This is a genomic window from Hyalangium ruber, from assembly GCF_034259325.1.
Lineage (GTDB): Bacteria > Myxococcota > Myxococcia > Myxococcales > Myxococcaceae > Hyalangium_A > Hyalangium_A rubrum.
Genome location: NZ_JAXIVS010000007.1, coordinates 362,047 through 387,216, shown reverse-complemented (window position 1 = coordinate 387,216; position 25,170 = coordinate 362,047). Strand labels below are relative to the sequence as shown.

Genomic DNA, 25,170 nt, shown 5'->3' with positions numbered 1-25,170 from the left:
CCCTCAGTGCTCATGTTGCTCGCCGCCGCCACGGGACTTCTCCACCTCGGACTTGAGGAGGAAGGCCCCTTCCACCACCACCGGCTCGCCGGGCTCGAGGCCCGAGAGCACCTCCACCTCTCCCCCGAGCGTGCGGCCACGGCCCACCGCGCGCTGCTCGAAGGAGCCCTTGCCCACGGGCATGAAGGCGAACCAGCCGTCCTCCAGACGTTGGAGCGATGCCGCCGGGACGGTGAGGATGCGAGCCCCTTTCTCTCCCAGGGGAATGAAGGCCGAGGCGGACATGCCGGGCTTCAGCAACCCCTCCGGGTTGTCCAGCTCCAGCCGCACGGGGATGGTGCGCGAGGCAGGGTCTACCCGCTGACCGACATGCCCCACCTTGGCGGTGAACTCCTTGCCTGGGAAGGCGGCGAAGGTGATGCGTGCCTCGGTGTCGGGCTGGATGCGAACCGCATCGCGCTCGAAGGCTTGGACGATGAGCCAGAGGCGCGTGAGGTCGCCAATGTGGAAGAGCGCCTGCGAGGGGTCCGCCATCTGCCCCTCCCGGGCATGGCGCTCGATGACGGTGCCGGAGATGGGGGAGCGCAACGTGAACCATGGAGCGCCCTGTCCACCGCTCAGCTCCGCGTTGCCGGCCCCCAGCGCTCCCAGCTCGGCTTGTGCGGCGGAGACCTCCGCCTCGGCCGCGGTCGCCTCCGCTTCGGCGGCCTGCACGTCCTTCTGCGCGACGATGCGCTCGGCGGCCAGGGTGCGCTTGCGCTCGGCGGCCTGACGCGCGGCATTCGCTCGTGCCTGGGCCGCCCGCAGGGCTGCGCGCGCCTTGCCCAGCTCGGGGCTCTGGAGGTTGACGAGCGGCTCCTTCGCCTTCACCTTCTGCCCCGTGGAGGCGTGAACGGTGACGATTCGGGCGGGGATGGGGGTGGCCACCTCGACGTAGGCGTTCTCGCTGAACGTCAGCTCGCCCAGCGCGGTGACGACCTCACCCCCGGGACGCTCTCGCGCTGGAGCCGTGGTGATGCGCAGGTCGCGCAGCATCTCCGGATCGATGTGGACGATCTTCTCGTTCTCTCCGTGGCCTTCGTCGGAGTGGGCTTCCGCCTCCTCCGTGTGGGCGTGGCCTTCTTTCTCGGCCGGCGGCTCCTGGCGCTTGCAGGCGGACGCCGCAAGGAGAGTGCCCAAGAGGATGGGGTACAAGGGCTTCATCGAAGAACTCCAACTTGAGCAGCGAGGTGGACGCGGGAGAGGGCGGCTTCCAGCAGGCGGTCGAGGTAGTCGGCGCGGGCGTCGAGGACGTCACGCCGCACCAGGAGGAACTCGGCCAGCCCCATCTCCCCGGATTCGTAAGACTTGCGTGCGAGGGACTCGTTCTCTGTAAGCAGCGGCAGCGCCTCGCGCTCCAGCGTCTCCAGGGCCTCGTGGTTCTTGCGGTATTGAGCCAGGGCGGCTTCGACCTGGGCGTTGCGCACTCGGCGGGTGGCTTCCAGCGCCTGCTCCAGCAGACGCACCCGGGCACTGCTCGTCGCCCGCGCTTCCTGCCCCCGACTGAAGAAGGGCAACGGCACACTGAGCCCACCCACGATGGCCGACTCGTTGCCCTCGCGCTCATAGCGGACCCCCAGGCTGAGGTCGGGCCACGCCGCAGCCTGGGCCAGCCGCAGCTCGGCCTGTGCCTCCTTCAGCTCCTCCGTGAGGGCGGTGATGTCCGGGCGCTCCGGTGGAGCAGCGGGCATCTCCACGGGCTGGCGGGCCAGGGCGTTCAGGTCGCCCGTGACTTCCAGGGCCGCATCCGCCGGCAGCCCCAGCAGGACGCGCAGCTCGCCGAGGCGGGCAGCCTCTTCACCCTCCACGCCCGCCACGCTCGCACGGGCTCGTGCGAGGGCGACGCGCGCCACGTTGGCATCCACTACAGGCACATCCCCCGCCTCGAAGCGCCGCTGGGCGACCTGGAAGATGTCCTGGGCGGCCTCCTGGGCTACCCGCGCCAGGCGCAGCCGCTCCCGGGCCTGCAGCGTGCGCAGGAAGCTCGCGGCCACCTGCCCGAGGACTTGTCGCTCCGCGTCCCTTAGCCGGGACGTGGCGCTGGCGAGGGCGGCACGGGCCGCGTCACGACGCGCGCCGCGTTTGCCCCCCAGCTCGAAGGGTTGGGACAGCCCCACGGCTACATCCGGCGCACGGCTCCCATCCTCCAAGGTGCGTGGCCCGGCTTCCGCCTCCAGGGTGGGGTTGTCGCGCAACAGGGGAGCAGCACCCGCTACGCGGCCTTGCGCCTCGGCCACGCGGCCCGCGGCCTCCAGCAGTGCCGGGGCCTGCTGACGCGCCTGGGCCAGGGCTTCTTCCAGGGTGAGTGGAGTGGGTTGCTGAGCCGCACCGAGGCGCGGACAGAGAAGCACGGCGGCAAGCCCGAGGGCTGCCGTCGTCAGACGGTGGAACACGGGGAACCTCGCGGACACGGGGCGAGCACCGCGGGCGAGGTGGCGCAAGGGCACACCTCTCCCGGTGCAGCCTCAAGGGACAGGACGGCGAACCAGTGGCCTTACGCGAGGTGGGCTATGGGGACGTGCAGGATGTCGCCCGCGTCGGCGGACGGAGGTTGCTGCTCGTCATGCTCGGTGGAGTCGGGCTCGGGAGGGCTCGGGATGACGGTGTTGGTGCGGGCGAGCACGACCGGGCGTACATGGGAGCAACAGGTGCAGTCGGTGCAGTCGAGAGCGCACTGACCCTGCTCATCATCGTCCGGGCAGCTCTGCATGCACACGCCGCCGGAGGACACGGCGGGCATGAAGCCGAAGCCGCCAACCGGGGCGAAGAGCAAGGTGAAGAGGCAGAGCCAGATCCGCAGCACGGGGCTCCTATATCACCTCGAGGCCGGGTTCGTCTGGGTGTTGTGGCACTTCGTTCGGGCTTGAATGCTCAAGGAGCACCCTCAGCCCAGTGTTGAAAGCTCCTTCGAGATGGCCGCGGTTCTGTTCTGCTCCGCTGCAAGAGCGCCCCCGTGGGGCTCGGCGTGGACCGAGTGTCTGGCTCATCGTAGAGTACCCAGGAGGGGAGATTCCTTGAGATGGCGCGACTCGTCTTCGGAATGAACCAGTCGTTGGACGGCTACGTCGACCACATGGCGTTTGCGCCAAGCCCCGTCCTCTTTCGCCATTTCATCGAGCAGGTTCGCGGTCTGGCTGGCAGTGTGTACGGTCGCCGCATGTACGAGGTGATGCGTTATTGGGACGAGGATCATCCTGAGTGGGACGCGGCGGAACGCGACTTCGCAACGGCTTGGCGGAGCCAACCGAAGTGGGTCGTGTCACGCACGCTGAAGTCCGTCGGCCCCAACGCCACCCTTGTCGCGAACGACCTCGAGGCGACGGTCCGCCGGCTGAAGGCAGAGCTCGAGGGAGAGATTGACGTTGCAGGCCCGGACCTGGCGCGAAGCCTGACGGACCTCGGTCTCATTGATGAGTATCGCGTCTACCTGCACCCCGTCGTGCTTGGTTCCGGCAAGCCCTTCTTCGCCGGCCCTCGGCCGCCACTCCACCTCAAATCCAGCCAGCGAATGGACGAGGACGTGATCAGGTTGGCGTACGTTCCCGCTTAGGGGGGACTCGCACGCGGTCTCTGGTTCAGCTGACCGACCGTTCAGTCAGCTGAACCAGAGTGGTTCGGTGACACGCAAAAGCACGCTACTCTCGTAGCCGAACTCATGATGCTGACCGCAACAGATCGGGACAACGAGAGGAAGCTGAAGGCTGCGCTTCACGCAGAGAGCGATGCCTCAAAGCTTGAGCGCTTGGCCGCCGCGCTGGTCGGCCAACTGCTCGGCGTCACGGTCGCCGTCGCACAGTCCGGCTTCCAGCATGGCGGTGACGCCGGGCCCGCTGGGCGACAAGGTCGCCGGCTGCGACTCGAGTGCAAGAAGTACAGTGCCACCACCTCCTTCAGCGAGCGTGAACTCCTGGGCGAACTGGATCACGCACTCGCCCGCGACGCAGCGCTCGAAGCCTGGATCCTCGTCGCCACGCGCGAAGTTCCAGAGCAGATTGAACAGAGCCTCGTTCAGAAAGGCGAGTTGATTGGCGTTCCCGTCCTCATCTTGGACTGGAAGCCTGCGGAGCTTGCCTCGCTCGCCGCACTCTGTGCGTCCGCTCCCAACCTCGTCGCAGCTGAATTCTCCGCCGAGGCAGGAGTGCATGCCCGAGCCTTACAGCCCGTTTCGACCGAGGCCCTGGACCGGCTCCGCCGTGACTTCCAATCATGGAGCTTGGGGTTCAATGCGCTGAGGGCGGAATCCCTTACGAGACTGGAGAAGATCTGGAACTCTCCGAAAGCCTCCAATGCCGCCCTCGGCCAGAACGCAGCCGGTGGGGCACAAGACCGGAAGGTTCGGCGGGATGCCGCCCACGATGGACTGACCACGTGGTGGAGGGACGCAGCCCAAAGAGATGCACCGGTCGCAGTCGTGGGGTACGAAGGTGTCGGTAAAACCTGGGCAACGCTCGATTGGCTGGTGGACCACAAGGACGAGCAGCCAATCATCCTCATCGTGCCCTCTTCAACGGCGGTGGAGTTCACCGGCAGTTCGGAAACAGCGATCAAGCGATTCCTCGCAGACCGTCTTCATGAACTGGCCCAGGTCCGTGACCGTGATCACTGGCTTCGGCGCCTTGAGAAGTTGCTCAAGCGGCCAGGCGATGAAGGACCTGTCCTGACGGTCCTCTTCGATGGCATGAACCAGGAACCGTCCGTTCCCTGGCTTCAGATATTGAAGGGGTTCCAAGCAGAGACTTTCGAAGGGCGCATCCGGGTCATCCTCAGCACGCGCAATCACCATCTGGATAATCGCCTCCAGCGATTGCGCGGCCTCATCGCGCCTGCGGTGTTCGTCCAGGTCGACCCCTACGACGTCTCCCCGGGTGGCGAGCTCGATCAGATGCTGGCCTTCGAAGGGTTGAAACAAGGCGACCTCCCCCCGGACCTGATTGCACTGTCGCGCACACCGCGCTTGTTCAAATTGGTGATCAGGTTCCGTGAGCGCTTGGTGGAGGCAGGCCAGGTCACCGTCCACCGCGTTCTCTGGGAGTATGGCCGGGACACGTTTGGAGACCGTGCTGGGAAATCGTTCAGCGAGGACGATTGGAGAGCTTGGCTGCAGGAGATAGCGTGTCACTACCGTGACGGCGTCCGGGATTTCTCATTGAGGACGCTGGGGGAGACCACCACGAGGCCGGATCTGACCGACCGCGAAGTGTTCGCGAGACTGAGCGACATCATTGATGGTCAGTTCACCACTTCCGGGTCGGCTGGCAAGCTTCAGCTCAAGCCTGCTGTCGTGTCCCACGCGCTGGGCGCCGCCCTGCTCTCGCAGTTGGACGCCGCACTCCCGACGACATTCGCCACCGTCGAGACTGCACTGACTCAATGGCTGGATCCCATCACCGGGCTCGACGAGCGTGCGGAGATTCTCCGCGCGGCGGTGTCCATTCTCGTCGAACGGGGTGGGCCCACGGCCACCCCCGTGGCTGGCGTGCTGGTGACTGCTTGGCTGCAGACGCAGAACGTAACCGAGGCGCACCGACGTGAGCTGTCGGGACTGGCGACGAGCCTGCCTGAAGCACTGCTCGACGCCATCGAGCAGTCGCGCGAGCATACCCACGCGTCCGCCCGCCTCTGGGCGGTGAATGCCCTGCGCTCGATCCCTCGGTCGAACGCCTCCGTCCTCTCCGTCATCGTGGAGAGAGTTTGCCGCTGGTTTAGCATCGTCTCGCGCGACGTCGAGGCTCTTGACCCTCAGTTTGAGGACGCCGACCGACAGCGATCGCGACGGTTTCTCACGCGGGTGGGAGTGGATGCCTCTGGATCGCTGAAGGTGCTTGGACGGGAACTTGAGTTCGTGGATCGGGACGATGGCATTCTGGGACAGACGGCGCCATCTCTTCTGGAAGGATTCCCCCTCACCCCTGCCGCTGTTGTATTCGAGACTGCTGCTATCGCCATGGCTGCCGGCGGACGCAACCAGAGTTGGGATGGGCTGAATTGGCTCTGCCTTCTCAACGAAGTCGATCCAGCGGAAACGACGAACGCGCTGCGGGCACTTTCGGTTGCAGTGAGAGCGCGCACACCGGAAGCACTGGTGAATCCGGCACTCCCCTCTCGCGCGGCAGCACTGCTGCTGTGGTTGACCGGCGAGGAAGCAGACGAAACGGCAGCGGTCGCGATCGATCCGGGCCTGGATCGCAGCCTTCAATACGAGAGGGACTACCTACCGCATCCAAGCAGGAGCTTCTTCCCGCTGGAGCGGCGCCATGTCGAGAACGTACTGAACGACACCGGCGTGGGGCCCCGCGCACGAATCCAACGGACGCGCGATTTGTGGCTTGACCCAGCATTCGCGCCACCGGCCGCCTTCGTCGATGAGGTCCGTGCAGCTGCGGCCTCCATCGACGTCGACAAGCTCTACCGTCAGCGCCACTACACGGTCGAGGAACACGATTTCGAGGAACTGGAGCCAGCGTTGGCACGGTGTGCTCCCGACCTCTTGGCTGACCTCCTGCGCCGGAAGTTGCAGAATCTAGCCACTTGCCCTCCCTCTTCCCGATATGGGGCTGCCATCCAGAGTACCGCGCATCTTGTACTCGCCCAGGAGAGGGAGGGGGCGGCGGCCCGAGCCTTGAGACTCAGTAGCCCCGAAAGGGAAGAGGGCAACGAACTCTTCGCTGCCAACCATCTACTCATGTTGGAGTTGCATGAGCGGGATGCGCTGATTCAACTGAAGACACTTATTGAGGCAGATCTCAAGAACATCCTTGTGGATCTTGGCGTCATCCTGAGAAAGCCTGAGCCAGCTGACGTTGACACGTTGATTGCCCGCTTCGGCACCGGCTCAGCGGCACAGCAGCGCACCCTCCTCATCCTGTTGTCTCAACACGAGATTGCGCTCAGCGAAGCCGCCTGTTCCTGGCTTATGAACGTTGCCGAAGGCTCCGACGAGAATCTTCGCCGCTTCGCGTACCGAGCACTCGCAGGAGCGGACGCGACGCGGTTCGGGCGTGCATTGCTTGCACTGAACTGGCACTGGTCCGCAGAGGCGGAGCACTGGATCAACCACTACGGTTCTGGCGCGCTGATCGCAGCCGCGGGGGCTCTGCCCTTCGAGCAGGTCGCACCGCGACTGGCTCCGTGGCGCCTTCTGGAGGCAGCGCGGCAGCGAGGAGGCGATCCGGCGGAGATCCGTCTCGCCATCGACATCGCCAGTAGCTTCCTCGCAGCTGAGAAAGGCCACGCCCCGGATGTGGACCCGCCTCTGACCGTAGACCGGACAGATGAGGACTCCGGACTGCTCAGGTTCTCTGTGACACCGGGGCCAACTGAGTTGCATAGGGCCTTCACTGGCGAGGCCCAGGCCAAGGTGTACAAACGCGCTCGTGACATAGCGGTCGAGCTCATTCACGCGGCCCAGCGCTCGGGGGCAAGCCTTCTCCTGGCGAACATCGAAGCCAAGGACTTTGCGCCAGTCCTCCGGCATGCACCAGACTTGGTGGAGCTATGGCTGGAAGGCATGAGCGGGCCTACCAGCGACTTCAAGCGTCGGGTCGGTCTCGCCGAGACCGCATACCTTGCTCTGTGTGAAGCGCTGCTGGAGCACGATGCTCATGCTGGCGCAGCTTTGTGGCGAAGCCTGCGAGAAACCCTTGAGACCCGCTACATTGGCCTCGCCCGGGTGGACGAACTCATCCACATCCCCTTTAGAGCGCCTGACACGGCGGAAGTCGATGCACTTCGCGCGGAACTACTCGATCTTCGTTGCTGCCACACAGACAAAGGCCTGCTGGAGGTCGCGCTTGCTGCCACTCTCAATGGCAAGACGGGATGGCTTGCCCGCGCCATCGAAGCGGACAAGGCGTCGCTTCTGGCCTGGCGACGAAAAAGGGGCGTCGTTCTCGACGGCTTCAGAACGGGCAACAGCCTGCCCGTGAGCGATGCTTGGCCGGACGGCGAGATCCGAACCAGCCACGAAGAGTTGCGACGCAAGTCCGCTCGATCGCGCTACACCGAGGCTTGCGCGGACCATTGGTGGCGCACCTACCGGGCGGCTCGAAGCCATGAGGAGAGCTACGCAGCGTGGGTTCTGTTCCTGCGTTCGGCGGATCGTCGGGCATGGAACTGGCTCAACCAAAGCATGCTCCCGGGCAACGGGAACGACGACTTTTTCAGGCTGAAGATGGTCCACGCCCACCTCAACCGCTCCAATCTGCGCCGTGCCATGAAGGAGCGCGAAGACAAGTTCGACAAGAACTTCCTCGGGCGACGAATCTTTGAGGGGTTGGGGCCTTGGCTGAAAGAGCCCGACTGAACCAGGTACAGAGAGAGCTCAAGCCAGCAGCGAGAGCCGCACGCGCGGGACTTCACCCGTGCGGTTCTCCCATGTCACTCAACTGCCTTTGTCACTACTGTACATCCCGGAGCGGCGGGACACCGTCCATTACCGCCTCGGTGAGCTTGTCCACCTCGGCCAGCGGCACCTCGAACACAACGAGCCGTTCGACGCACGCCACCGGGGCCGAGCAGGACGCGGCGACCATGGCTGCCGTCCTGGAGCGCGCCACCTGCCCGAACTGGCGCTGTCGGACGCGCGCTCCTCCATCGGCTCTCGCTGTGGGACGTGCTGATATGCTCCAGCGGAGAACCGGAGCCGTGACCCGCAGCACATTGCTTGATTGAAAGAACGTGGCCATGCGTGCGCGAACTTGCAGCGCCCCCCTGCTCCTGCTCCTGCTCTCGGCCTGCGCTACGATGGATCCGAGCCCGGGAGAGATGGGGGACCCGAGTCCCCAGAGTCCGAGATTCGCCAACCTTCAGCGAGCGGCGCAGTACCCGTGGACGGATGATGGGAAATGCGTGGTGCGGGAAGCCTCCAACGAGTGGCCGATCCTTGCGGGGCGGTGCTTTCATGCTCTCGATCGCGACAGGGTCAGGTTGAGGGATGTCACCAAAAGATGCGCTGTCGCCTACGCGGATGCAGCCGCTCCCGCAGTCGTGGCCCTCTGTGTTTTCGCGGCACCCGAGCTCGTTGTCGGTGCAGTGATTGTTATTGGCGCGGTGGTGGTAGCAGCCGCCATCCAGGAGGGGATTGATGCGTATCAACGGAACGCATCCCGCGAGCGCGCGAAGCCCAAGGCTCAAACGCAGCCCGCTCAGGAACCGTTAGCGGACCGAACGCCAAAGCCAAAGGGGTCGAGCACCGGAGACATCTTCCCCCCACCGCCAGAAACCACGCCGCGCCGTCCGTCGTGCGAGCCCATCCCGGTGCGGCACGCGGGCGAAGATGTCCCGCATAACGAGTGCGCCGATAAGTTTCCGCCCAACCGTTATCCCGGCATGGACGTATTCGTGGGCGGTGAGCGCTTCGATGCGCTGCAAGTCGGCGTACGTGTGTTGTGGGAGATCAAGACCCACCGATTTGACACCTACCCTGACTTTATCCAGGAGCGGGAGATTGAGAAGGAGGTGGAGCAATTGACCAAGGAACTCGCCGCTTCGCGGGCCTGTGGATACGACTTCGTCGTTGGGGTGAGCACGCAAGCGCACAGACTCGCGCTGATCGCCCGGATTCCCACCCTCCATGTCGTTGTCACGGGATGCACACGATGACCATACCTAGAGTTCTCGTCTTCATCGTCTACGCGCCTGCGCTCGTGGGCAAAGACGGCCGCGCGCTCGATGTCATCCATGGGATGGAAAGGGCCCTTCCCGGTTTGCGCCTAGCGTGGAGGATCTCCGAAAGCGGGCGCCCCATCGCCTTGCCGCAGCGCGACGCGTGGCTCACAGAAAGGATTAAGGACGGGAGAATCCCTCTTCTGTGCAACGGGGACGAGAGTTACCCTGTGACGGTTTCGGGGAGACAGAGTCCAGCACTCCTCAGCCCAGGCGGTCAGCCGCAACTCGACGTTCATGCGAAGTTGCCACTAGACGAGGCTGTTATCTCGGCAGCGGCGGCCATGCTCGAGGCCATGGCGGAGGGGGCGCGCGCGTTCTGGGGGCATGCGTCACGGTATAGTTACGGCGCGGAAGTCTCGGAGCAGTTTCGTCGCTCGCCTCATGGACCGGAGCGCTCACCCCGAGGACTTCCCATGCTCAATCTTCCAGAAAACCTCCCCGCGCCTGAGATTCCCTGTTTCCTCGGGTGGTTGAACTATTGGTCTGCTGCTGCCGCGCAGGCCATCGGGTTCCCGGACCCGGCCCGCGACGCCGAACTGCTCACGCGGGCGCGGCGCACGCCGGCGGGCGGATGGGTTGTGAAGCTCACTGATGCGCCGCTCGATTATGACAACCCCGCCCACCTGGACGCGCTCAATCGGGCCTACGAGCGCTTCCCGGAGATTGGCGGGCGCGTGACTCCGGGCTGAGTGGGGTTGCTGGGCGTTCCTGGAGAGGGACGCGGGAGGGACGGCCGGAAGCTGGCCAAAGACAGTGGCCCGTTAACAGCCGTCCCTCCTGCGCTTCCTACTGGGCCTCGTCGTCGGTGGTGAGGATGGTGAACTGGACGCGGCGGTTGTTCTCGCGGCCCTGCTCCGTCTTGTTCGTGTCCACCGGCTGCGTCTCGCCGTAGCCCACGGCCTCCAGGCGCTCGGGGTCGATGTTCGCCTGCTCCACCAGGTACTTGAGCACGCTGCCCGCGCGCCGCTGCGAGAGGTCCAGGTTGAAGGCGTCGTCCGCGCGGTCGTCGGTGTGGCCCTCGATGCGGACCTTCGTGAGCTGCGGGTTGGCCTTGAGCACCAGGCCCACCTGCTGCAGCAGCGGGAAGGAGCGCGCCAGCACGACATCCTTGTTGGTGGCGAAGTAGACCTTCTCCTTGATCGTGATCCGGTTGCCCGTGACCTTGACCTTGGTCTCGCCCACGTCCGGGCAGCCGTCCGTGTCCTCCACGCCGTTGATGACCTCGGCCTCCTCCGGGCACTGGTCATCGGCGTCGGCGACGCCATCGCGGTCGTTGTCGGGGTCGGGGCAGCCGTCCTCGTCCTGGAAGCCGTCCTTGTCCTCGGGCTTCAGCGGGCACTTGTCCGCCGTGTCGGCCAGGCCATCCTGGTCATTGTCGGGATCGGGGCAGCCGTCCGCATCCTGGAAGCCGTCCTTGTCCTCGGCCTCCAGCGGGCACTTGTCCGCCGCGTCGGCCAGGCCGTCCTGGTCGTTGTCGGGGTCGGGGCAGCCGTCCTCATCCTGGAAGCCGTCCTTGTCCTCGGGCTCGTTGGGGCACTTGTCCGCCGTGTCGGGGATGCCGTCCTGGTCGTTGTCGAGGTCGGGGCAGCCGTCCTCGTCCTGGAAGCCATCGCGGTCCTCGGGCTCGTTGGGGCAGGTGTCCTCCTCATCGAGCAGGCCATCGTTGTCCGAGTCCTTGTGGATGACGGGGGGCGGGGCCTCCGCGGTCCACGAGACGCCGGAGAACACGCGGATGGCGGGCATGCCGTAGCCCAGGGTGAGGCCGCGACCGAGCCCCAGGGTGGCCAGCACGCTCTTGTTGAAGTGGTACTGGACGCCCGCCTGCATCTCCAGGGGCACCTCCTCCTCGTTCGCCCCGCCGGTGGCGCCCAGGCCCATGGCGCCCGCCACCGAGGCCATGCCGGTGAACTGCTGGCCCCGGAGCTGGAAGGGAATGGCGGCTCCCAGTCCGTAGCTCAGCTCGTTGCCCACCGAGAGGTTGAGCAATTCCTGGCGGCTGCGGAAGTTGACGCCCACGTTGGCGAGCACGCGGGTGCCCCCCTCGAAGGAGTAGTCGGCGGTCAGGCGCGGCTGCACGCCGGCGCCGTCCTGGCCGCGCAGGTTCCCGGAGCCGCCGGAGGGCAGCACGATGGGCAGCGCGAACGCCACCCGCAGCTTCTCTTCCTCCAGCATCACCGCCTTGGGCACCAGCCTCAGGTCGCCCAGGCCACCCTTCCACTTCTGCTCCAGGCTGCCGTTGGGCGTCTGCTCGAACTCGCCGTGTTGAAGATTCACCGGAATGACAGCGCCCAGCTCGAAGTACTTGCCCAGGCCGAGGGAGCCCATCAGGTCGAAGCCGAGCTGGTTCTTCACCAGGTGCTGGAGCAGGTCGTCCGTGGCCGGGTTGATGATGACGAGCGGCTCATGGGCGTAGTTGAGGTAGAGCCCGGCGCGCCAGCTCAGGTGGCCCGGCACCCCGGCGCCGTGCAGGCCCAGGACGTCGGACTGCCCGGGAGCCGGCTTGAACTGCTGCACGTCGATGGCCGAGCTCTGGGCCCACGCGGGGGAGGCGCTGGTCAGCAGCACCCCGCCGCACAGGACGAACAGGGCGCCCGACAGCCGCGCCAGGAGCGAGCGGGACCCGCGCTGCCCCCGGCGGGGCAGCACGAACAGGGCCAGCAGCAGCCCGACGAGGCCCGAGAGCCCGCCCGAGCCGGAGGCGCTGCAGCCACGGCCCACCACGCGGCGCTCGATGCGCTTCACGGTGATGGTCACCGTGGCGGTGCTGGTGCCCCCGTTGCCGTCGCTGATGGTGTACGTGAAGGTCTCGGAGCCCTCGAAGCCCGGCGCCGGCGTGTAGGTGACGCGGGTGCCGTTCTCGGTGATGGTCACCGTGCCGCCCTCCGAGCCCTGGGTGACTTCGATGATGGTGAGCGTCTCGCCGCTGTCGGGCGCGAACGAGTCATTGGCCAGCACGTCGAGGGTCTGGCCCGCGGAGTCGAAGGGCACCGAGGCGGTGTCGTCGACGGCCGTGGGCGCATCATTCACCGGGGTGACGTTGATCTCGACGGTGTCGGTGTCGCTCAGGGGGCCGCCATCGCCGCTGTTGCCCTGGTCGTTCGTGGTGAGGGTGAGGGTGGCCGGGCCGTTGTAGTTGGCGTCCGGGGTGAAGGTCAGGCCCGCGAGCGCCGCGTTGATGTCGGCCTGGGTGCCGGTGAAGGTCACCTTCGTGTCCGAGGCGCCGTCGCCCTCGGTGAAGGTCAGGCCCGGGGTGCTGCCCAGGGTGAGCGTGCCGTTCGTGACGGTGAGCGTCACCTGGACGGGCTCGGTGCCCGCGTCGGGATCGGCGATGGAGACGGGGTTGCCGTTGGCCGGCGAGAAGACGAGCGGGGTGTCCTCGGGCGTGGTCTGCGGACCGGGCACGGTGTTCACCGGGGCGTCATTGGTGGCGGCGATCCCCGTGGTCTCCGTGTCGTTGTTGTTCTCGCTGGTGGGGTCCGGCGTGGGCGAGGTGACGGTCGCCGAGCCGATGATCGAGCCGCTCTGGGCCGTGGGGACGACCACGATGGTGAAGGTCGCGGTGGTGTCGATGGCCAGGCTCGGCAGGGTGCAGGTCACCACGCCGCCCGCCGCCGCGCAGGTCCAGCCCGCGCCGCCGACGCTGGAGAAGGTGGTGCCGGCGGGGACCGGGAAGGTCACCGTCACGGCGTTGGCGGTGTCGGGGCCGGCGTTGCCCACCTGGACGGTGTAGGTCAGGTCGCTGCCGGGCGAGACGGGGTTCGGCGTCGCGGTGAGGTTGATCGACAGGTCCGCCGTGTCAGTGGGATCGCAGCTCAGCCACGGCGTGGGGACCTCGGGCGTGTTCTGCACGACCTGGCCCGTGCCGCCAGCGGTGGCGCCGTTGGCGGGGAACTCGGTGACCGAAGACGAGGTGCTGGTGCCCGAGAATCCGCCCAGGACGGAGGTCGACCCGGTGCCACCGCGCAGGGCGATATAGCCGCCGCCACCGCCGCCGCCAGGGCCCTCGGCCTCGTCGCTGGTGATGAGCTGGTTGCCGCCCCGGCCACCATTGGCTTCCACGGAGACGCCGCTCAGGTCGCTGCTGAGGATCACGATGCTGCCGCCCGCGCCACCACCGCCCGGAGCGTCGTTGTGCGAGCCGGTCGTGTTCTGGGCACTGCTGCCGTTGGCGAGGACCTGACCCTCGCCGCTCACGGTGGAGGAGATGAGGTACACGAGGCCGCCGCCATTGCCGCCCGCGGCGCCCGCGTTGTTGTTGCCGTCACCCGCGCCGCCGCCGCCGCCCAGGAAGAGGCGCGAGCCCGGCTCGTTGTTGAGCGGCCGGCCGCCGAGCCCGCCCACCTCGCTGCGAGAGTTGCCACCCCAGGCCGCATCGTTCGGACCCACGTTGAACGCGTCCGCGTTGACGGTGGAGTAGGTGTAGCCGCCGCGCCCGCCACCGGAGTCGTTCGTCCGCGCGTTCCCGTTGGAGATGAAGCCCGGGTCGAGCTGCCAGGCCAAGGCACCGGGGACGGAGCCGCTCATCACGCCCTGGCCATCCCAGGGCTGGCTGTTGTTGCCATTGGAGCCGCCACCGCCACCCGCGTTGTGGCTGTTGCCGCCGCCGCCACCGTTGGCGGGAGCGCCACGGCCATAACGTCCACCCAGGGTGTCGTAGACCGTGCTGTCGCCCGCGATGCCCTCACCCTTCTCGGCGCCAGCGGCCGCGTCGCTCGAGCGGTAGAGCGAGATCAGGGTGTTGGCGTCACCCGAGGTGTTCTCCCGCGCGCCGGCGCGGAAGCCCTGGCCGGAGACGTCGATGCTTCCCGAGAGGTTGGTGACGCCCGCGACGTGGATCGCCACGACGCCGCCGCGCAGCCCATCCCAGGGGGCGGCGACCACGGTGCCACCGGATTCAACGAAGAGGTTGGTGAGCTGCGGCACGCGCACCACCTGCGTCCGCCCCGCGACCGAGTAGCTGTGCTCCAGCCCATTGCAGGCCAGGGTCACGGTGTTGTTCTCGACGCCCCGGACGACGGCGAACTCATGGAAGCCCGCGCCATGGAGGTTGGTGATGGCGCCGTAGGCGGCGCTGTCCGAAGTGTCGATGCTGGCGCCCTGCATCTGGATGATGAGGACCAGATCGCCGATGCCCAGCGGACCGAAGGTCGGATGATCCAGATCCTGGATGTTCGTCAGCTCGAGGCGGGTGGAGCCCGCGGCGGCGTTCGCCGCGAGGACGGCATACCGGTTGAGCACCACGCCGGGCAGGGTGACGGTGACCTCGCCATCGTCACCGACGAGCGGGGTCTCCTGGCGCGGTGCGGCGGCGGGCTCCGGGAGGGACTGGCCGCAGGCCCCCGCGACGACGCAGCAGGCGGCGAGCAGCGCTGGCAGACGGCGCCAGACTTGGAAAAGGGGCGTCTTCATTGAGTTACACGACTCCTGTGTCTGGGGAGTACCCAGGCGGGGGCTCATAGTGTAGCTGCAAGGTTTCAACCATGACAAAAGCCACGGAAGTACGCACCTTTCGACAGTACACCTGCGCGTCAAAGGGGGCCTGACGTGTCAGCGGCCCGCCCCGACGTGTCAGGTTCCACCTCGCGTCGGCGGGATGGCAGACTCCTGGAGGTGTCCTGCTCCCACCACGAGCCCCTGATTCGGAGAGAAGCCAAGCATGGCCCCCTGGAGCCCCAGCGGGACGGGGATACGCAGCAGCAGGAGCGGCTCGAGGACCTCGTGGGGGGCGGACGCATCCGCTGTCCGAAGTGTTCCTGGCAGCCGCGCAAGTCCGATCGCTGGGCCTGCCGTTGCGGGTGTGAGTGGAACACCTTCGACACGGCCGCCAAATGCCCGGATTGTGGCATGCAGTGGCGGCACACCCGGTGCCTGCGCTGCTACGAGTGGAGCCTCCACGTGGACTGGTACACCTCGAAGCCGCCCGAGCCGGGGGGAGCGGGGTAGGACCCCCGGAGCCCGCGCTCAGTCGTTGCCCAGGCCCAGCTCCCGGATGCGGCGCTGGAGCCCGCGCTTGGAGACCTCGAGGCGCTGCACCATGGCGTCCAGGTCTCCGCGGCACTCCTGGAAGCAGCGGGTGATCTCCTCGGTGCTCAAATCCCCCGCCGTGCGGAGGCTGGGGCTCTTGTCGATGAGCATGTAGAGCGAGGGGCGGGTGATGCCCAGGCGCTCCGCGGCGGCCTTGAGGTCCCACGAGGTGGAGCGCAGGGCCTGCAGCAGCTCCTGGTCCGTCACCTCGGAGGGCTTGCGGCGGGGCGTTGCGGGCTCCGGGGGCGCGGGCGGCTCCTTCGCGGCGGGCGCGAGGGCCGCGGCCTGACGCGAGGGCATCACCGGTTCGGAGGCATCCAGCTCCTGCTCGAGGCGGGGGTTGGCCTGGAGCCGGGGCTGGCCGCGGCTGCCGATGACGATCTGCCGGGTCAGGTTGCGGAGCTGGCGGATGTTGCCGGGCCACGCGTAGCGCACCAGCCGGGCCGCCAGCGCGGTGGGGAGCCACGGGTCGGCCTGGGATGCCGCCGCCTCGAGGCGATGGGCCTCGCCCAGGGCTTCCAGCTCCTGGCGAGCGAAGTGGTAGAAGAGCACGCCGATGTCCTCGCGGCGCTCGCGCAGCGGAGGCACCTGGATCTCGAAGCCCGCCAGCCGGTGCAGCAGCGGGGCCTTGAAGAGATCCTGGCGGATGCGCTCCTCGAGGTCGGCATCCGTGGCGGTGATGAGCCGCACGTCGACGGGCACGGGCGCGTGGCCGCCCACCGGGAACACCTCTCCCGTCTCCAGCACGCGCAGCAGCAGCACCTGGACCTCGGGAGGGGCCTCGCCCACCTCATCGAGGAAGAGGGTGCCGCCGTGGGCGGCGCGGAAGAAACCCTCCCGGTCCTGGGTGGCGCCCGTGTAGGCGCCCTTGCGCGCGCCGAAGAGCTCGGCGGCGGCGAGCTCCTTGGGCAGGGCGCCCAGGTTGACGCTGATGAAGGGCGCGGACCGGCGCGGGCTGTGCTGGTGGATGGCCCGCGCGACGAGCTCCTTGCCCGAGCCTGTCTCGCCCCGGATGAGCACGGGCACGTTCAGGTCGGACACGCGCGCGATGTCCTCGCGCACGCGGCGGGTGCCCGCGCCGGAGCCCACCATGCCCAGATCGTTGGGGGTGTGCGCCTCGGGGGAGACCACCAGATGGAGCAGCAGGACGACGCGCTCGGCGAGCACGAGGGGTACGCCCGAGTTCAGCTCTTCGGGTCCGAACTCCCGGGTGCCGGTGAACGGCGTCTCACCGATCTGGACCAGCGTGCCGCCTTCCTCCACCGTCAGCCGGACGCCGCCGTTGGCCGCGCGGTCGAAGAGCAGGGGCTTTCGGCTGAGGAAGGTATCGGCCAGGGGCATGGCCAGGGTGCTGCCCGGGCGGACGAAGTCCGGGGAGATGCGCGAGAGCGCCACGGTGCCGCCGCTGGCGAGCGCCTCGAGGATCAGCCGCTCCCCCGCGCGCTGGGGGGTGGGGTGGGAGATGAGGGTCAGCGCCGGGACTGGGCCCGACACCTGGGCGCTCGTGCGTCTGGGCGTGGCGGCCGTCGAGATATCTGTGAACTTCGGATCCTTCATGGAGGCATGCCCAAGGGAGACCGCGTGTACGCGGTGGCGTCCACGCCCATCAAGCCGTTGCCAAGGGGATTGATCAAGGCTTGCCGGGTTGGATCCAGCAAGGGTGGAATCCTATCAGGTTCCCTCGCGCAGCTCCGAGAGGCGACCCTTGGTGCCCGGAAGGTTCTGGGGAGGCATCTTCGTGAAGATGTACTGCACCGTGTCGTGCAGCGTCTCCTGCGGGTCCCGGGCGCGGAAGCCCAGCTCGCGCTCCGCCTTCGAGGCGTCCAGGTAGAAGAAGTGCTCGCCGACATCCACCTCCTGCGGATCCAGCAGGGGCTTGGTGCCGCGCAGCTTCGCCCAGCGCTCCAGCAGCTTGGCCCCCAGCACGTTGGCCTGGGAGGGCAGGTGGAGCCGGGGGGCGCTCACGCCGGTGAGCCGTGCCAGCCGGTCGAAGAAGTCCGGCATGGACATGTTCACGCCCATGAGGTGGCGGCCGCCCAGCTCGCCGCGCGTGAGGGCGTTGACGAAGGCGTCCGCCGCGTCGCGCACGTCCACGAAGGACATGCCGCCGCCGGGCATGGCGGGGATCTCCTTGTTGAGGAACTTCACCACCGTCCAGGTGGAGGAGAGCCGGTCATCCCCGGGCCCCATGAGCAGGCTGGGGTTGAGCACCACCAGGGGGATGGAGTGCTTGCGGCAGTACTCCAGGGTGAGCTTCTCCTCGTAGATCTTCGAGAGGTAGTACGGCCAGCGGCCCACCACGGTGATGGGGTAGTCGTCCTCCTCCGTGCCGACGCGCTCCTCCTTGGACACGGCGATGGTGCCGGAGGTGGAGGCGAGGATGAAGCGCTTCACCCCGGCCTCGCGCACGTCGCGTACCAGCTCGCGCGTGGCGTCCACGTGCAGCTCGTACATCTTCCGCGCGTCCTTGTCCTGGAAGGAGACGAGCCCCGCCAGGTGGTAGACGGCCTCGACGCCCTCCAGGGCGCGCTTGACGGCCTCGCGGTTCTTCAGGTCCGCCTGGACGAACTCCGCCTTGGCCAGCACGGAGGCCGTGGGCGGGGTGCGGCCGATGAGGCGCACCTCGTGGCCCGCCTCGAGCAGCTTGGGCACCAGGTGGATGCCCAGGAAACCGGTGCCTCCCGTCACGAGCAGCTTCACGCGTCCTGCCCTCCCGTGGAGCCCAGCGCGCGCCGCTGCTCCTCCGTGGTGGCCGCGGCGTCCAGGTTGAGCACCCGGCCGGCCCGCAGCGCCTTGATGGCCTCCTCCGCCAGCCGCGTGGCGTAGCGGTAGCTCTCCGAGCGCGCCATGCCCTGCGTCTTGGCGCGGAGGTCCGAGTACTTCAGCACCGGCCCGATGTGGACCTCGAGCTCCTTGGACTTCGGGAACATGGTGCCCTTGGGCAGCGCCTCGAAGGTGCCCTTGAGGTAGAGCGGCAGCACGTCCACCTCATAGGTGAGCGCCAGGTAGCCCAGCGTCGGCTTGAACTCGAGCAGCTCGCCCGTCACCGAGCGGGTGCCCTCGGGGAAGATGAGCAGGTTGTAGCCCATGCGCAGCGACTCGCCCGCCAGCCGCAGCGACTCGCGCAGGCTGCCGTGCCGGTCCATGGGGATGAGGTCGGTGAAGTTCTCGAAGTAGGCGCGCTTGAGCGCCGTGTCGAAGAAGTAGTCGCGCGCCGCCAGCGCCACCAGCTTCTGGCCCTGCTCCTCGAGCACGGTGCGGATGAGGCCCGCGTCCAGGTGGCTGGCGTGGTTGGCGATGACGAGGAAGTTGCGGTTCTGCGGCACGAAGGGCTTGCCCGTCACCTTCACGTCGAACGCGCCGCCGTAGAGCATCTTCTGCCCGAAGGTGAGCAGCTGCCGGCCCAGGTTGGCCACCAGGTCCGGCACGGGGATCTCCATCTCCTCGGAGCGCTTGTTGTCCTCGGAGATCTCCTTGGCGCGCGCCTCGGCCGCCGGCCTGCGACCGGAGGCGACGATGAGCTTGCGCAGGTCGTCCACCGTGTTGACCTGCGTCAAGTCATTCACCGCGGGCAGCGGCACGCCGGCCTGTTCCAGGGCCACCGACAGCTCGGTGAGCATGAGCGAGTCGAAGCCCAGGTCTCCCGAGAGGCGGGCCTCGGGGCGCACGTCCGCGAGGGGCCGGTTCACCACCTCGGCGATGAGGGGGTAGAGCCAGTCGCTCACGCCGCCGGTGGCGGTGACCTTCTCGCGGGCCTTCTCGGTGCTGGAGGCCAGGCGCTCCAGGCGCTTGAGCTCCTCCACCACCAGCTTGCGCTTCACCTTGCGCGTGGAGGTGCGGGGCAGCTCCCCGTCCCAGAAGCGCAGCACCTTCACCCGGCGGTAGAAGGGCATGTCGGCGCTGACGTTCTTGAAGTGCTCCTCCAGCTCGCGGCGCACCTCCTCGCGGGGGCGCTCCTTGTAGTCGGGCACGCAGAGGCAGGCGACCTTCTCGCCGCCGCCCTCGTCCGGCAGGCCGACGATGGACAGCTCCTTGATATGCGTGTGGATGCCGTAGAGATCCTCGAGCTCGTCCGGGTAGACGTTCTTCCCGTTGGCGTCGATGATCACATCCTTCTTGCGGCCCACCAGGTACAGGCGCCCCTCGGCATCCAGCCGCCCGAGGTCGCCGGTGTGCAGCCAGCCCTCCTTGAGCACGGCCTCGGTGGACTCGCGGTCCCCGAAGTAGCCGGCCATGATGTTGGGGCCCTTGGCGAGCACCTCGCCGATGCCCTCGTTGTCGGGGCTGTCGATGCGGATCTCGATGCCCGGCAGGGGCTTGCCCACGGTGCCCGGCTGGCGCTTGTTGGTGGGCTCGGCCACGGCGAGCACGGGGGCCGCCTCGGTGAGGCCATAGCCCTCGGTGATGTTGAAGCCCAGGGCGTGGAACGCCTTGTGGACCTCGTCCGGCAGCGCCGAGCCGCCCGACACCAGGAACTTCACCTTGCCGCCGAACTTGCGGTGGACCGGCCAGAACAGGAGCTTGCCCAGGTTCACCGAGCTGCGGTTGCGCAGCTCTCCGTGCGAGGCCATCAGCGCCTTGAGGGCCTGCTCCACCACCGGCGGGCGGCTGGCCATCTCCTGGGTAATCTTGCGGTGCAGGAGCTGCCACAGCGCCGGCACGCCCACCATGGCCGTTACGCGGCCCGTCTCGAACACGTCACCCAGCCGGTCCGAGGTGAGCTCGTCGATGTACGTAATCTCCGCGCCGCGCGAGAACGGGGTGAGGAAGCCGGCGGAGAACTCGAAGGTGTGGTGCAGCGGGAGCACGGACACCAGCCCATCGCCCACGCCGATGTTGAAGGCGCCGGCCAGCTTCGCCACCAGCGAGGCGAAGTTGCGGTGGGTGAGCATGACGCCCTTGGGGTTGCCCGTGGTGCCCGAGGTGAAGATGAGGCTGGCCACGTCATCCGCGGCGGCCGTCTTGCGCACCTTGCCGATGCGGTCCGGGAAGGCGGGGTCTCCCGCCATGGCCTCGGCGAGGCTCATGACGACCGGAGGCTTCTCGCCGCCCTGGAGCGCGGTGATGAGGCCGGGGAACTCCTCGGAGGCCTGCTCGGAGATGAGCAGCGCCTTGGCCTCGGCGCGGCGGGAGATGTTGACCACCTCCGCCTCGGTGAGCGCCGGGTCCACCGGCACCACGGTGGCGCCCGCGCGCAGGATGCCGAAGTAGGAGATGGCCCACTCGGGCCGGTTCTCCGACACCAGCAGCACCCGGTCTCCGTGCTTCACGCCGGAGCGCAGCAGGGCGCTGCCCACGCGGGAGGCGTAGCGGTGCGCCTCGCCGTAGGTGAAGCGCTCCTCCCGCTCGTCGGAGAACATGCGGAAGGCCACCCGGTGCCGCCACGCATGCACGCTGGCCTCGAACAGCTCCAGCAAGTCGCGGTGCGCGGGGATGACGGTGCGCTTCTGCGTCTCCTCCTCCAGGCCGGGGAACACCCACTTCTCCAGGCCGGGCAGGTGCGTCTCCAGCCAGTAGGCCCGCCAGTCGATGTGCTCGGGGTCCCACGGAATCTTCACGCGGTCCGAGTGCGCCATCCGCGTGTAGACCGAGCGCGTGTTGTCGCAGCGGAAGACGTAGCGGTTCTCCCAGATGAAGGGCAGGAACAGCTCGATGAGCATGGCCAGGCTGGAGGCCTGCTCCTCCACGTCATCCAGCTTCGTCTTGGCCCGATCCAGCAGGGCCTGCACGCCGGGGGCGCCCCACGTAGGCCGCACCTCGTCGATGACCTTCTTGAGCAACTGGGCGCCCTTGACGAAGGCCGGGGCGCTGAAGCGCTCGAAGGCCTGACGCGAGACGGGCTGCGGCTCCACGCGCGAGCGCACCGCGTTCATCAGCGCGTTGCCGCCCTCCTTGTGCCGGTAGTAGCGGCGGCGGTAGAGGCCCACCAGCTCCACCGAGCGGCTGGCGTAGAACGGGTTCTCGTCGCCGGAGGCCAGGTGGTAGACGCGCCGCTCCTCCACCGTGAGGGCGTGGGCGGTGATGCCGATGGTGGCCCCAGCCACCTTGTCCACGGGGATGATGTCCAGGATGGTGCTGTGGCCGGCGGGGATGCCGCGCTGCCCCTTGAGGCCGGCGAACGCCAGCGGCGCCGAGGTGGTGAAGCCCTCGTTCCACCCGGGGAAGGGGAAGTGCATCGCGCTCTCCACGATGGAGGGGCGCACGATGGAGTAGCGCAGGCCCGGCGTGGCGGCCATCACCTGCTCGCCGAGGCTCTTGGTGTACGTGTACGTGTTGGGCCAGCCCCAGTGCAGGGCGCGCTCCATGCCGGCGCGCACCAGCTCGCCGGTGAGCCACAGCTTGCGCTCGCGGCCCACCGCCAGCCGCAGCGTCTTCTCGTCGTTGACGTCGCGGCCTTCCTCCTCGAGCCGGTCCAGCGCCTTCTTGCGGAACGTGGAGGTGAGGGCCTTGTCATCGGCCTGCTCGCGCAGCCGCGCGACGATGCGCTCGGCGTCCTTGAGCTCCTGCTCCAGGTTGAAGTCGCGCCCGTCCAGCTCGTCCTTCTTGGGGAAGTAGCCCAGCACCTCCTCGTCCTCGAAGACGAGGCCGCTGCGGTTGCCCGCCACGAAGGCGGTGGACATGTGGATGAGCGGCGCGTTCCACTTCAGCGCCAGCTCCACCACGTACTTCACGCCGTGGGTGTTGACGTTGAGGCCGACTTCCAGCGAGGGGTTGAAGGACACCAGGCCCGCGCAGTTGACGATGGCGGCCACCTTGCCGGTGAGCGCCTCCACCTGCGCGTCGGTGAGCCCCATGTTCGGGTCGGTGATGTCGCCGTCGAGGATCTCGCACTTGGCGCGGATGAACTCGAGCGCGCCCTCATCGCCGTACGCATCGCGCAGCGGCTGGAAGGGCTCGCTGATGGCGACCTTGTCGAAGAAGCGGCGCTCGGCGGACGCGGCGCTGCCCTTGCGCACCAGCACATAGAGCTTGTCGAGCTCCTGGCCGTAGCGCGTCAGGAGCATGGACAGCGTCACCTTGCCCACGAAGCCGGTGGAGCCGGCGAACAGCAGGCGCTTGCCGGTGAAGACCTGGGAGACGTTCAATTCGGGCAGCTGACTCATGGGCGACTCGGGGCGCTGTGGGCGTGGCTTAGAGCTTCACGTCCGCGAGCAGGGTGGGCGCGATGCGCAGCAGGCTGATGGTGGCCGAGCGGCCCATGAAGCCGCGGGCCTCTTCGATGGCCTCGGTGAGGGTGTCGGTGCGGTCCCAGCCGAGCAGCCCGGGGACGTGGTTGTTCTCCGCCCCGGCGACGATGACCTTGCCCACGTGCTGGCGGCCGTTCTCGCCCCAGTACCACATATAGAAGGGGTGGACGCCGTGGTAGGCATTGCCCTTGCGGTACAGGTGGACGTAGCTGGGGTTCTCGGCGAACTCGCGCTCGTACTTGTGCTCCAGCTTCATCGAGTCGCGCGTCTCCGGCAGCAGCCGGTTGAAGAACTCGATGTAGCTGGGGTGCTGCACCGGGTCGAACTCGTCGTACGCCGGGTGCAGCAGAATCAGCACGCCGCCCTTCTTCACCAGCGGAATGCCGCGGTTGAGGTTGAAGAAGTAGCCCAGCCCCATCACCTGCAACAGCAGCGGGTTGAGGATGGAGTTGACGCTGTAGGGCGAGACGAAGGGGATGGGGAAGATGACGATGTCGCTCTGCCCCTCCACCGGCACGGAGTACTGCTTCCAGCTCATCTCCAGCGTCTTGGCGTGCGTCGGCTCGGTGGCCCCGGCGAACACCCCCGTCACGTCATAGGGGGCCGGCACCGAGTTGAAGATCTTCCGGGCCGCCGCGCGCGGGGTGCGCTTGAGGGCAAAGCGCATCGCCTGCAGCTTGAGCCGGTCGCCCTCGGTGTAGTCCTCCTCCTTCTTGCCGAGGAACTCCAGGGGCGCGCCGAACATGCGGTTGTTCAGCGTCGTCTCGATGTGGAAGACCTTCAGGTGCTTGTCGATGACCGTGCCGATGCGCGTGTTCTTCCGGTACAGGTCGCTCGACTTGGGCTCCATGTAGCTGTCGGAGTCCCGGATGGTCTTCGGGTTGTGGTGCGCCCGGAGGCTGGCGTAGTTCGTCACGCCGGTGCCCATGGACTTGTGGCCGCCGTTCATCGGCACGAAGTTCACGTTCACGTAGACGATGAGGTCGCTCTCGGCCACGCGGCGGTTGAGGGCCACCACCTCGTTGTGGGTGGTGCGCTCCAGCTCGATGATGCCGTCCGGGTCTTCCGCGTCGTGGTTGTAGTAGCGGTCCGGGTAGTAGGCGTCGTGGATCTTCTGGCCCACCATGCGCCGCATCTCCGCCTCGGTCATGCGGCGGTGCAGCGCGTTGGCGATGACCAGGTGGATGTCATCCACGCCACTGTCGGCGGCCAGCTCCAGCACCACCTCGAGGATGGTCTGCCGCACGTCCGGGGTGACCATGGGCGGCAGCGGCACGGAGATGTCGTCGATGACGCACGTCAGCTTCATGCCCGGGCGCAGCAGGGCGTGCAGCGGGTCCATGCCCTCCGGGTGGTTGATGGCCCAGCGGATGGCGGCCTTGACGTTCGGGACGCCGGCCATGGGCGGGCGGGGGAAGATGACCCGCGTGCCGACGGGCAGGTCCTCGAGCAGGAAGTTCTCGCCCGAGAAGAGGGCTCGCGGAGGGCTGCCCTTCTCGGTGATGACGACCTGACTTTCCTCGTCGTACAGCTTCTGGAGCGTCTTGATGGGGCGCATAGCGGAGTCGGGTTACTTCAGATCGAGGATGGGCCAGTTGTAGGCGCGCGCCAGGGAGCGCAGTCGCATGTCCGGGTTGACGGCGGTAGGCCGGCCGACGATGGCCAGCATGGCGTAGTCCGAGGCGCTGTCCGAGTAGCCATGGCAGTGGGCCAGCGACAGGCCCTCGCGGGCGCAGTAGTCGCGGATGGCGTTGGCCTTGTAGGCGCCTTCGATGATGGGGGGAATCACCTTGCCGGTGGCCACGCCCCCCACGAACTGCATCTTGTTGGCGATGAGCTCGTCCGCCCCGAGGTAGCGGGCGAGCGGGCGCATGGTGAAGTCCAGGGCTCCGGTGACCAGGACGATGCGGCAGCCGGAGCGGCGCGCCTCGGCGATGAGGTCCTTGGACTGGTCATAGAGGGCGGGCTTGAGCACGTCCTCGAACATGTCCTCGGCGACGGTGAGCAGTCGGTCCTCGGTGAGCCCCTGGTAGTAGCGGTAGAAGAACTCGTTGAAGACCTTGCGGTTGAGGACGTCCAGGGCTCCGAACAGCGGCAGGCTGGCGGCCGTGGTGAGCGAACGCCCCGCCATGCCGAGGAGCGAGCCACGGTTCATCGCGTAATAGGCGTAGACGTGGACGATGTTCGTCTTCACGAGCGTCCCGTCGACATCGTAGAAGGCAGCTTTGGCGGGCATGGGCTGGCGGCTTCCTGA

15 protein-coding genes are annotated in these 25,170 nt (G+C 67.6%); 5 read left to right on the top strand and 10 right to left on the bottom strand.

The window, feature by feature from the left end; all coding sequences use genetic code 11:
• Nucleotides 1-3: 3 nt before the first annotated feature.
• From SYV04_RS22200 to SYV04_RS22190, 3 genes are all read right to left on the bottom strand, one after another.
• Nucleotides 4-1,203: an efflux RND transporter periplasmic adaptor subunit gene (locus tag SYV04_RS22200; protein WP_321547861.1), complete on the bottom strand. Its 1,200-nt coding sequence runs from the start codon at nucleotides 1,201-1,203 to the stop codon at nucleotides 4-6.
• Nucleotides 1,200-2,432 (bottom strand): TolC family protein, encoded by a 1,233-nt coding sequence (locus tag SYV04_RS22195; protein WP_321547860.1) that lies wholly within the window; start codon nucleotides 2,430-2,432, stop codon nucleotides 1,200-1,202. Before SYV04_RS22195 ends, SYV04_RS22200 begins: the two co-directional genes overlap by 4 nt.
• 101 nt (nucleotides 2,433-2,533) lie before the next feature.
• Nucleotides 2,534-2,842: a hypothetical protein gene (locus tag SYV04_RS22190; protein ID WP_321547859.1), complete on the bottom strand. Its 309-nt coding sequence runs from the start codon at nucleotides 2,840-2,842 to the stop codon at nucleotides 2,534-2,536.
• A 216-nt stretch (nucleotides 2,843-3,058) separates the two neighbouring features.
• Here SYV04_RS22190 and SYV04_RS22185 point away from each other — a divergent pair, with 216 nt between their 5' ends.
• Nucleotides 3,059-3,589: a dihydrofolate reductase family protein gene (locus SYV04_RS22185; protein ID WP_321547858.1), complete on the top strand. Its 531-nt coding sequence runs from the start codon at nucleotides 3,059-3,061 to the stop codon at nucleotides 3,587-3,589.
• A gap of 105 nt (nucleotides 3,590-3,694) precedes the next feature.
• Entirely contained in the window at nucleotides 3,695-8,341 is a 4,647-nt protein-coding gene (locus tag SYV04_RS22180) for a hypothetical protein (protein WP_321547857.1), read from the top strand.
• A 94-nt stretch (nucleotides 8,342-8,435) separates the two neighbouring features.
• Here the strand turns inward: SYV04_RS22180 and SYV04_RS22175 are convergent, their stop codons facing one another.
• The gene (locus tag SYV04_RS22175; protein WP_321547856.1) at nucleotides 8,436-8,570 is read right to left on the bottom strand and encodes a hypothetical protein; all 135 of its coding nucleotides are present in this window, start codon (nucleotides 8,568-8,570) and stop codon (nucleotides 8,436-8,438) included.
• Nucleotides 8,571-8,721: 151 nt separating this feature from the next.
• On the opposite strand from SYV04_RS22175, the gene SYV04_RS22170 reads away from it, so the two are divergent.
• The gene (locus tag SYV04_RS22170) at nucleotides 8,722-9,639 is read left to right on the top strand and encodes a DUF6310 domain-containing protein (RefSeq protein ID WP_321547855.1); all 918 of its coding nucleotides are present in this window, start codon (nucleotides 8,722-8,724) and stop codon (nucleotides 9,637-9,639) included.
• Nucleotides 9,636-10,394 carry a DUF5953 family protein gene (locus SYV04_RS22165; RefSeq protein ID WP_321547854.1) on the top strand — a complete coding sequence of 253 codons (759 nt, stop codon included), beginning with the start codon at nucleotides 9,636-9,638 and terminating at the stop codon, nucleotides 10,392-10,394. The genes SYV04_RS22170 and SYV04_RS22165 overlap by 4 nt, the downstream gene beginning before the upstream one ends.
• Nucleotides 10,395-10,491: 97 nt before the next feature.
• Here SYV04_RS22165 and SYV04_RS22160 read toward each other — a convergent pair whose 3' ends face one another.
• A complete protein-coding gene (locus SYV04_RS22160) occupies nucleotides 10,492-15,114 on the bottom strand; it encodes an Ig-like domain-containing protein (protein ID WP_321547853.1) in 4,623 nt (1,540 codons plus the stop codon).
• Between the two features lie 135 nt (nucleotides 15,115-15,249).
• On the opposite strand from SYV04_RS22160, the gene SYV04_RS22155 reads away from it, so the two are divergent.
• On the top strand, nucleotides 15,250-15,648 hold the full coding sequence (locus SYV04_RS22155) for a hypothetical protein (protein WP_321547852.1): 399 nt from the start codon (nucleotides 15,250-15,252) through the stop codon (nucleotides 15,646-15,648).
• A gap of 18 nt (nucleotides 15,649-15,666) precedes the next feature.
• On the opposite strand, the gene SYV04_RS22150 is transcribed toward SYV04_RS22155, so the two are convergent.
• The 5 genes from SYV04_RS22150 to SYV04_RS22130 all read right to left on the bottom strand — a co-directional run bounded on the left by SYV04_RS22150 (nucleotide 15,667) and on the right by SYV04_RS22130 (nucleotide 25,152).
• On the bottom strand, nucleotides 15,667-17,286 hold the full coding sequence (locus SYV04_RS22150; protein ID WP_321547851.1) for a sigma-54 dependent transcriptional regulator: 1,620 nt from the start codon (nucleotides 17,284-17,286) through the stop codon (nucleotides 15,667-15,669).
• 114 nt (nucleotides 17,287-17,400) lie between these two features.
• Complete coding sequence (locus tag SYV04_RS22145) at nucleotides 17,401-18,429, bottom strand: NAD-dependent epimerase/dehydratase family protein (protein ID WP_321547850.1); 1,029 nt, start codon at nucleotides 18,427-18,429, stop codon at nucleotides 17,401-17,403.
• The gene (locus tag SYV04_RS22140) at nucleotides 18,426-22,832 is read right to left on the bottom strand and encodes an AMP-binding protein (RefSeq protein ID WP_321547849.1); all 4,407 of its coding nucleotides are present in this window, start codon (nucleotides 22,830-22,832) and stop codon (nucleotides 18,426-18,428) included. Before SYV04_RS22140 ends, SYV04_RS22145 begins: the two co-directional genes overlap by 4 nt.
• 28 nt (nucleotides 22,833-22,860) lie before the next feature.
• Entirely contained in the window at nucleotides 22,861-24,474 is a 1,614-nt protein-coding gene (larAH, locus tag SYV04_RS22135) for an NPN-dependent hydroxyacid isomerase, LarAH14/15/16 family (protein WP_321547848.1), read from the bottom strand.
• Between the two features lie 12 nt (nucleotides 24,475-24,486).
• Nucleotides 24,487-25,152 (bottom strand): HAD family hydrolase, encoded by a 666-nt coding sequence (locus tag SYV04_RS22130; protein WP_321547847.1) that lies wholly within the window; start codon nucleotides 25,150-25,152, stop codon nucleotides 24,487-24,489.
• Nucleotides 25,153-25,170: the final 18 nt, after the last annotated feature.

Excerpts from the sequence above, each read along its gene's own strand:
- SYV04_RS22200 (WP_321547861.1), bottom strand. The coding sequence starts at position 1,203 with ATGAAGCCCTTGTACCCCATCCTCTTGGGCACTCTCCTTGCGGCGTCC.
- SYV04_RS22185 (WP_321547858.1), top strand. The coding sequence starts at position 3,059 with ATGGCGCGACTCGTCTTCGGAATGAACCAGTCGTTGGACGGCTACGTC.
- SYV04_RS22180 (WP_321547857.1), top strand. The coding sequence starts at position 3,695 with ATGATGCTGACCGCAACAGATCGGGACAACGAGAGGAAGCTGAAGGCT.
- SYV04_RS22175 (WP_321547856.1), bottom strand. The coding sequence starts at position 8,570 with ATGGTCGCCGCGTCCTGCTCGGCCCCGGTGGCGTGCGTCGAACGGCTC.
- SYV04_RS22170 (WP_321547855.1), top strand. The coding sequence starts at position 8,722 with ATGCGTGCGCGAACTTGCAGCGCCCCCCTGCTCCTGCTCCTGCTCTCG.
- SYV04_RS22165 (WP_321547854.1), top strand. The coding sequence starts at position 9,636 with ATGACCATACCTAGAGTTCTCGTCTTCATCGTCTACGCGCCTGCGCTC.
- SYV04_RS22160 (WP_321547853.1), bottom strand. The coding sequence starts at position 15,114 with ATGAAGACGCCCCTTTTCCAAGTCTGGCGCCGTCTGCCAGCGCTGCTC.
- SYV04_RS22150 (WP_321547851.1), bottom strand. The coding sequence starts at position 17,286 with ATGAAGGATCCGAAGTTCACAGATATCTCGACGGCCGCCACGCCCAGA.
- SYV04_RS22140 (WP_321547849.1), bottom strand. The coding sequence starts at position 22,832 with ATGAGTCAGCTGCCCGAATTGAACGTCTCCCAGGTCTTCACCGGCAAG.
- larAH (WP_321547848.1), bottom strand. The coding sequence starts at position 24,474 with ATGCGCCCCATCAAGACGCTCCAGAAGCTGTACGACGAGGAAAGTCAG.
- SYV04_RS22130 (WP_321547847.1), bottom strand. The coding sequence starts at position 25,152 with ATGCCCGCCAAAGCTGCCTTCTACGATGTCGACGGGACGCTCGTGAAG.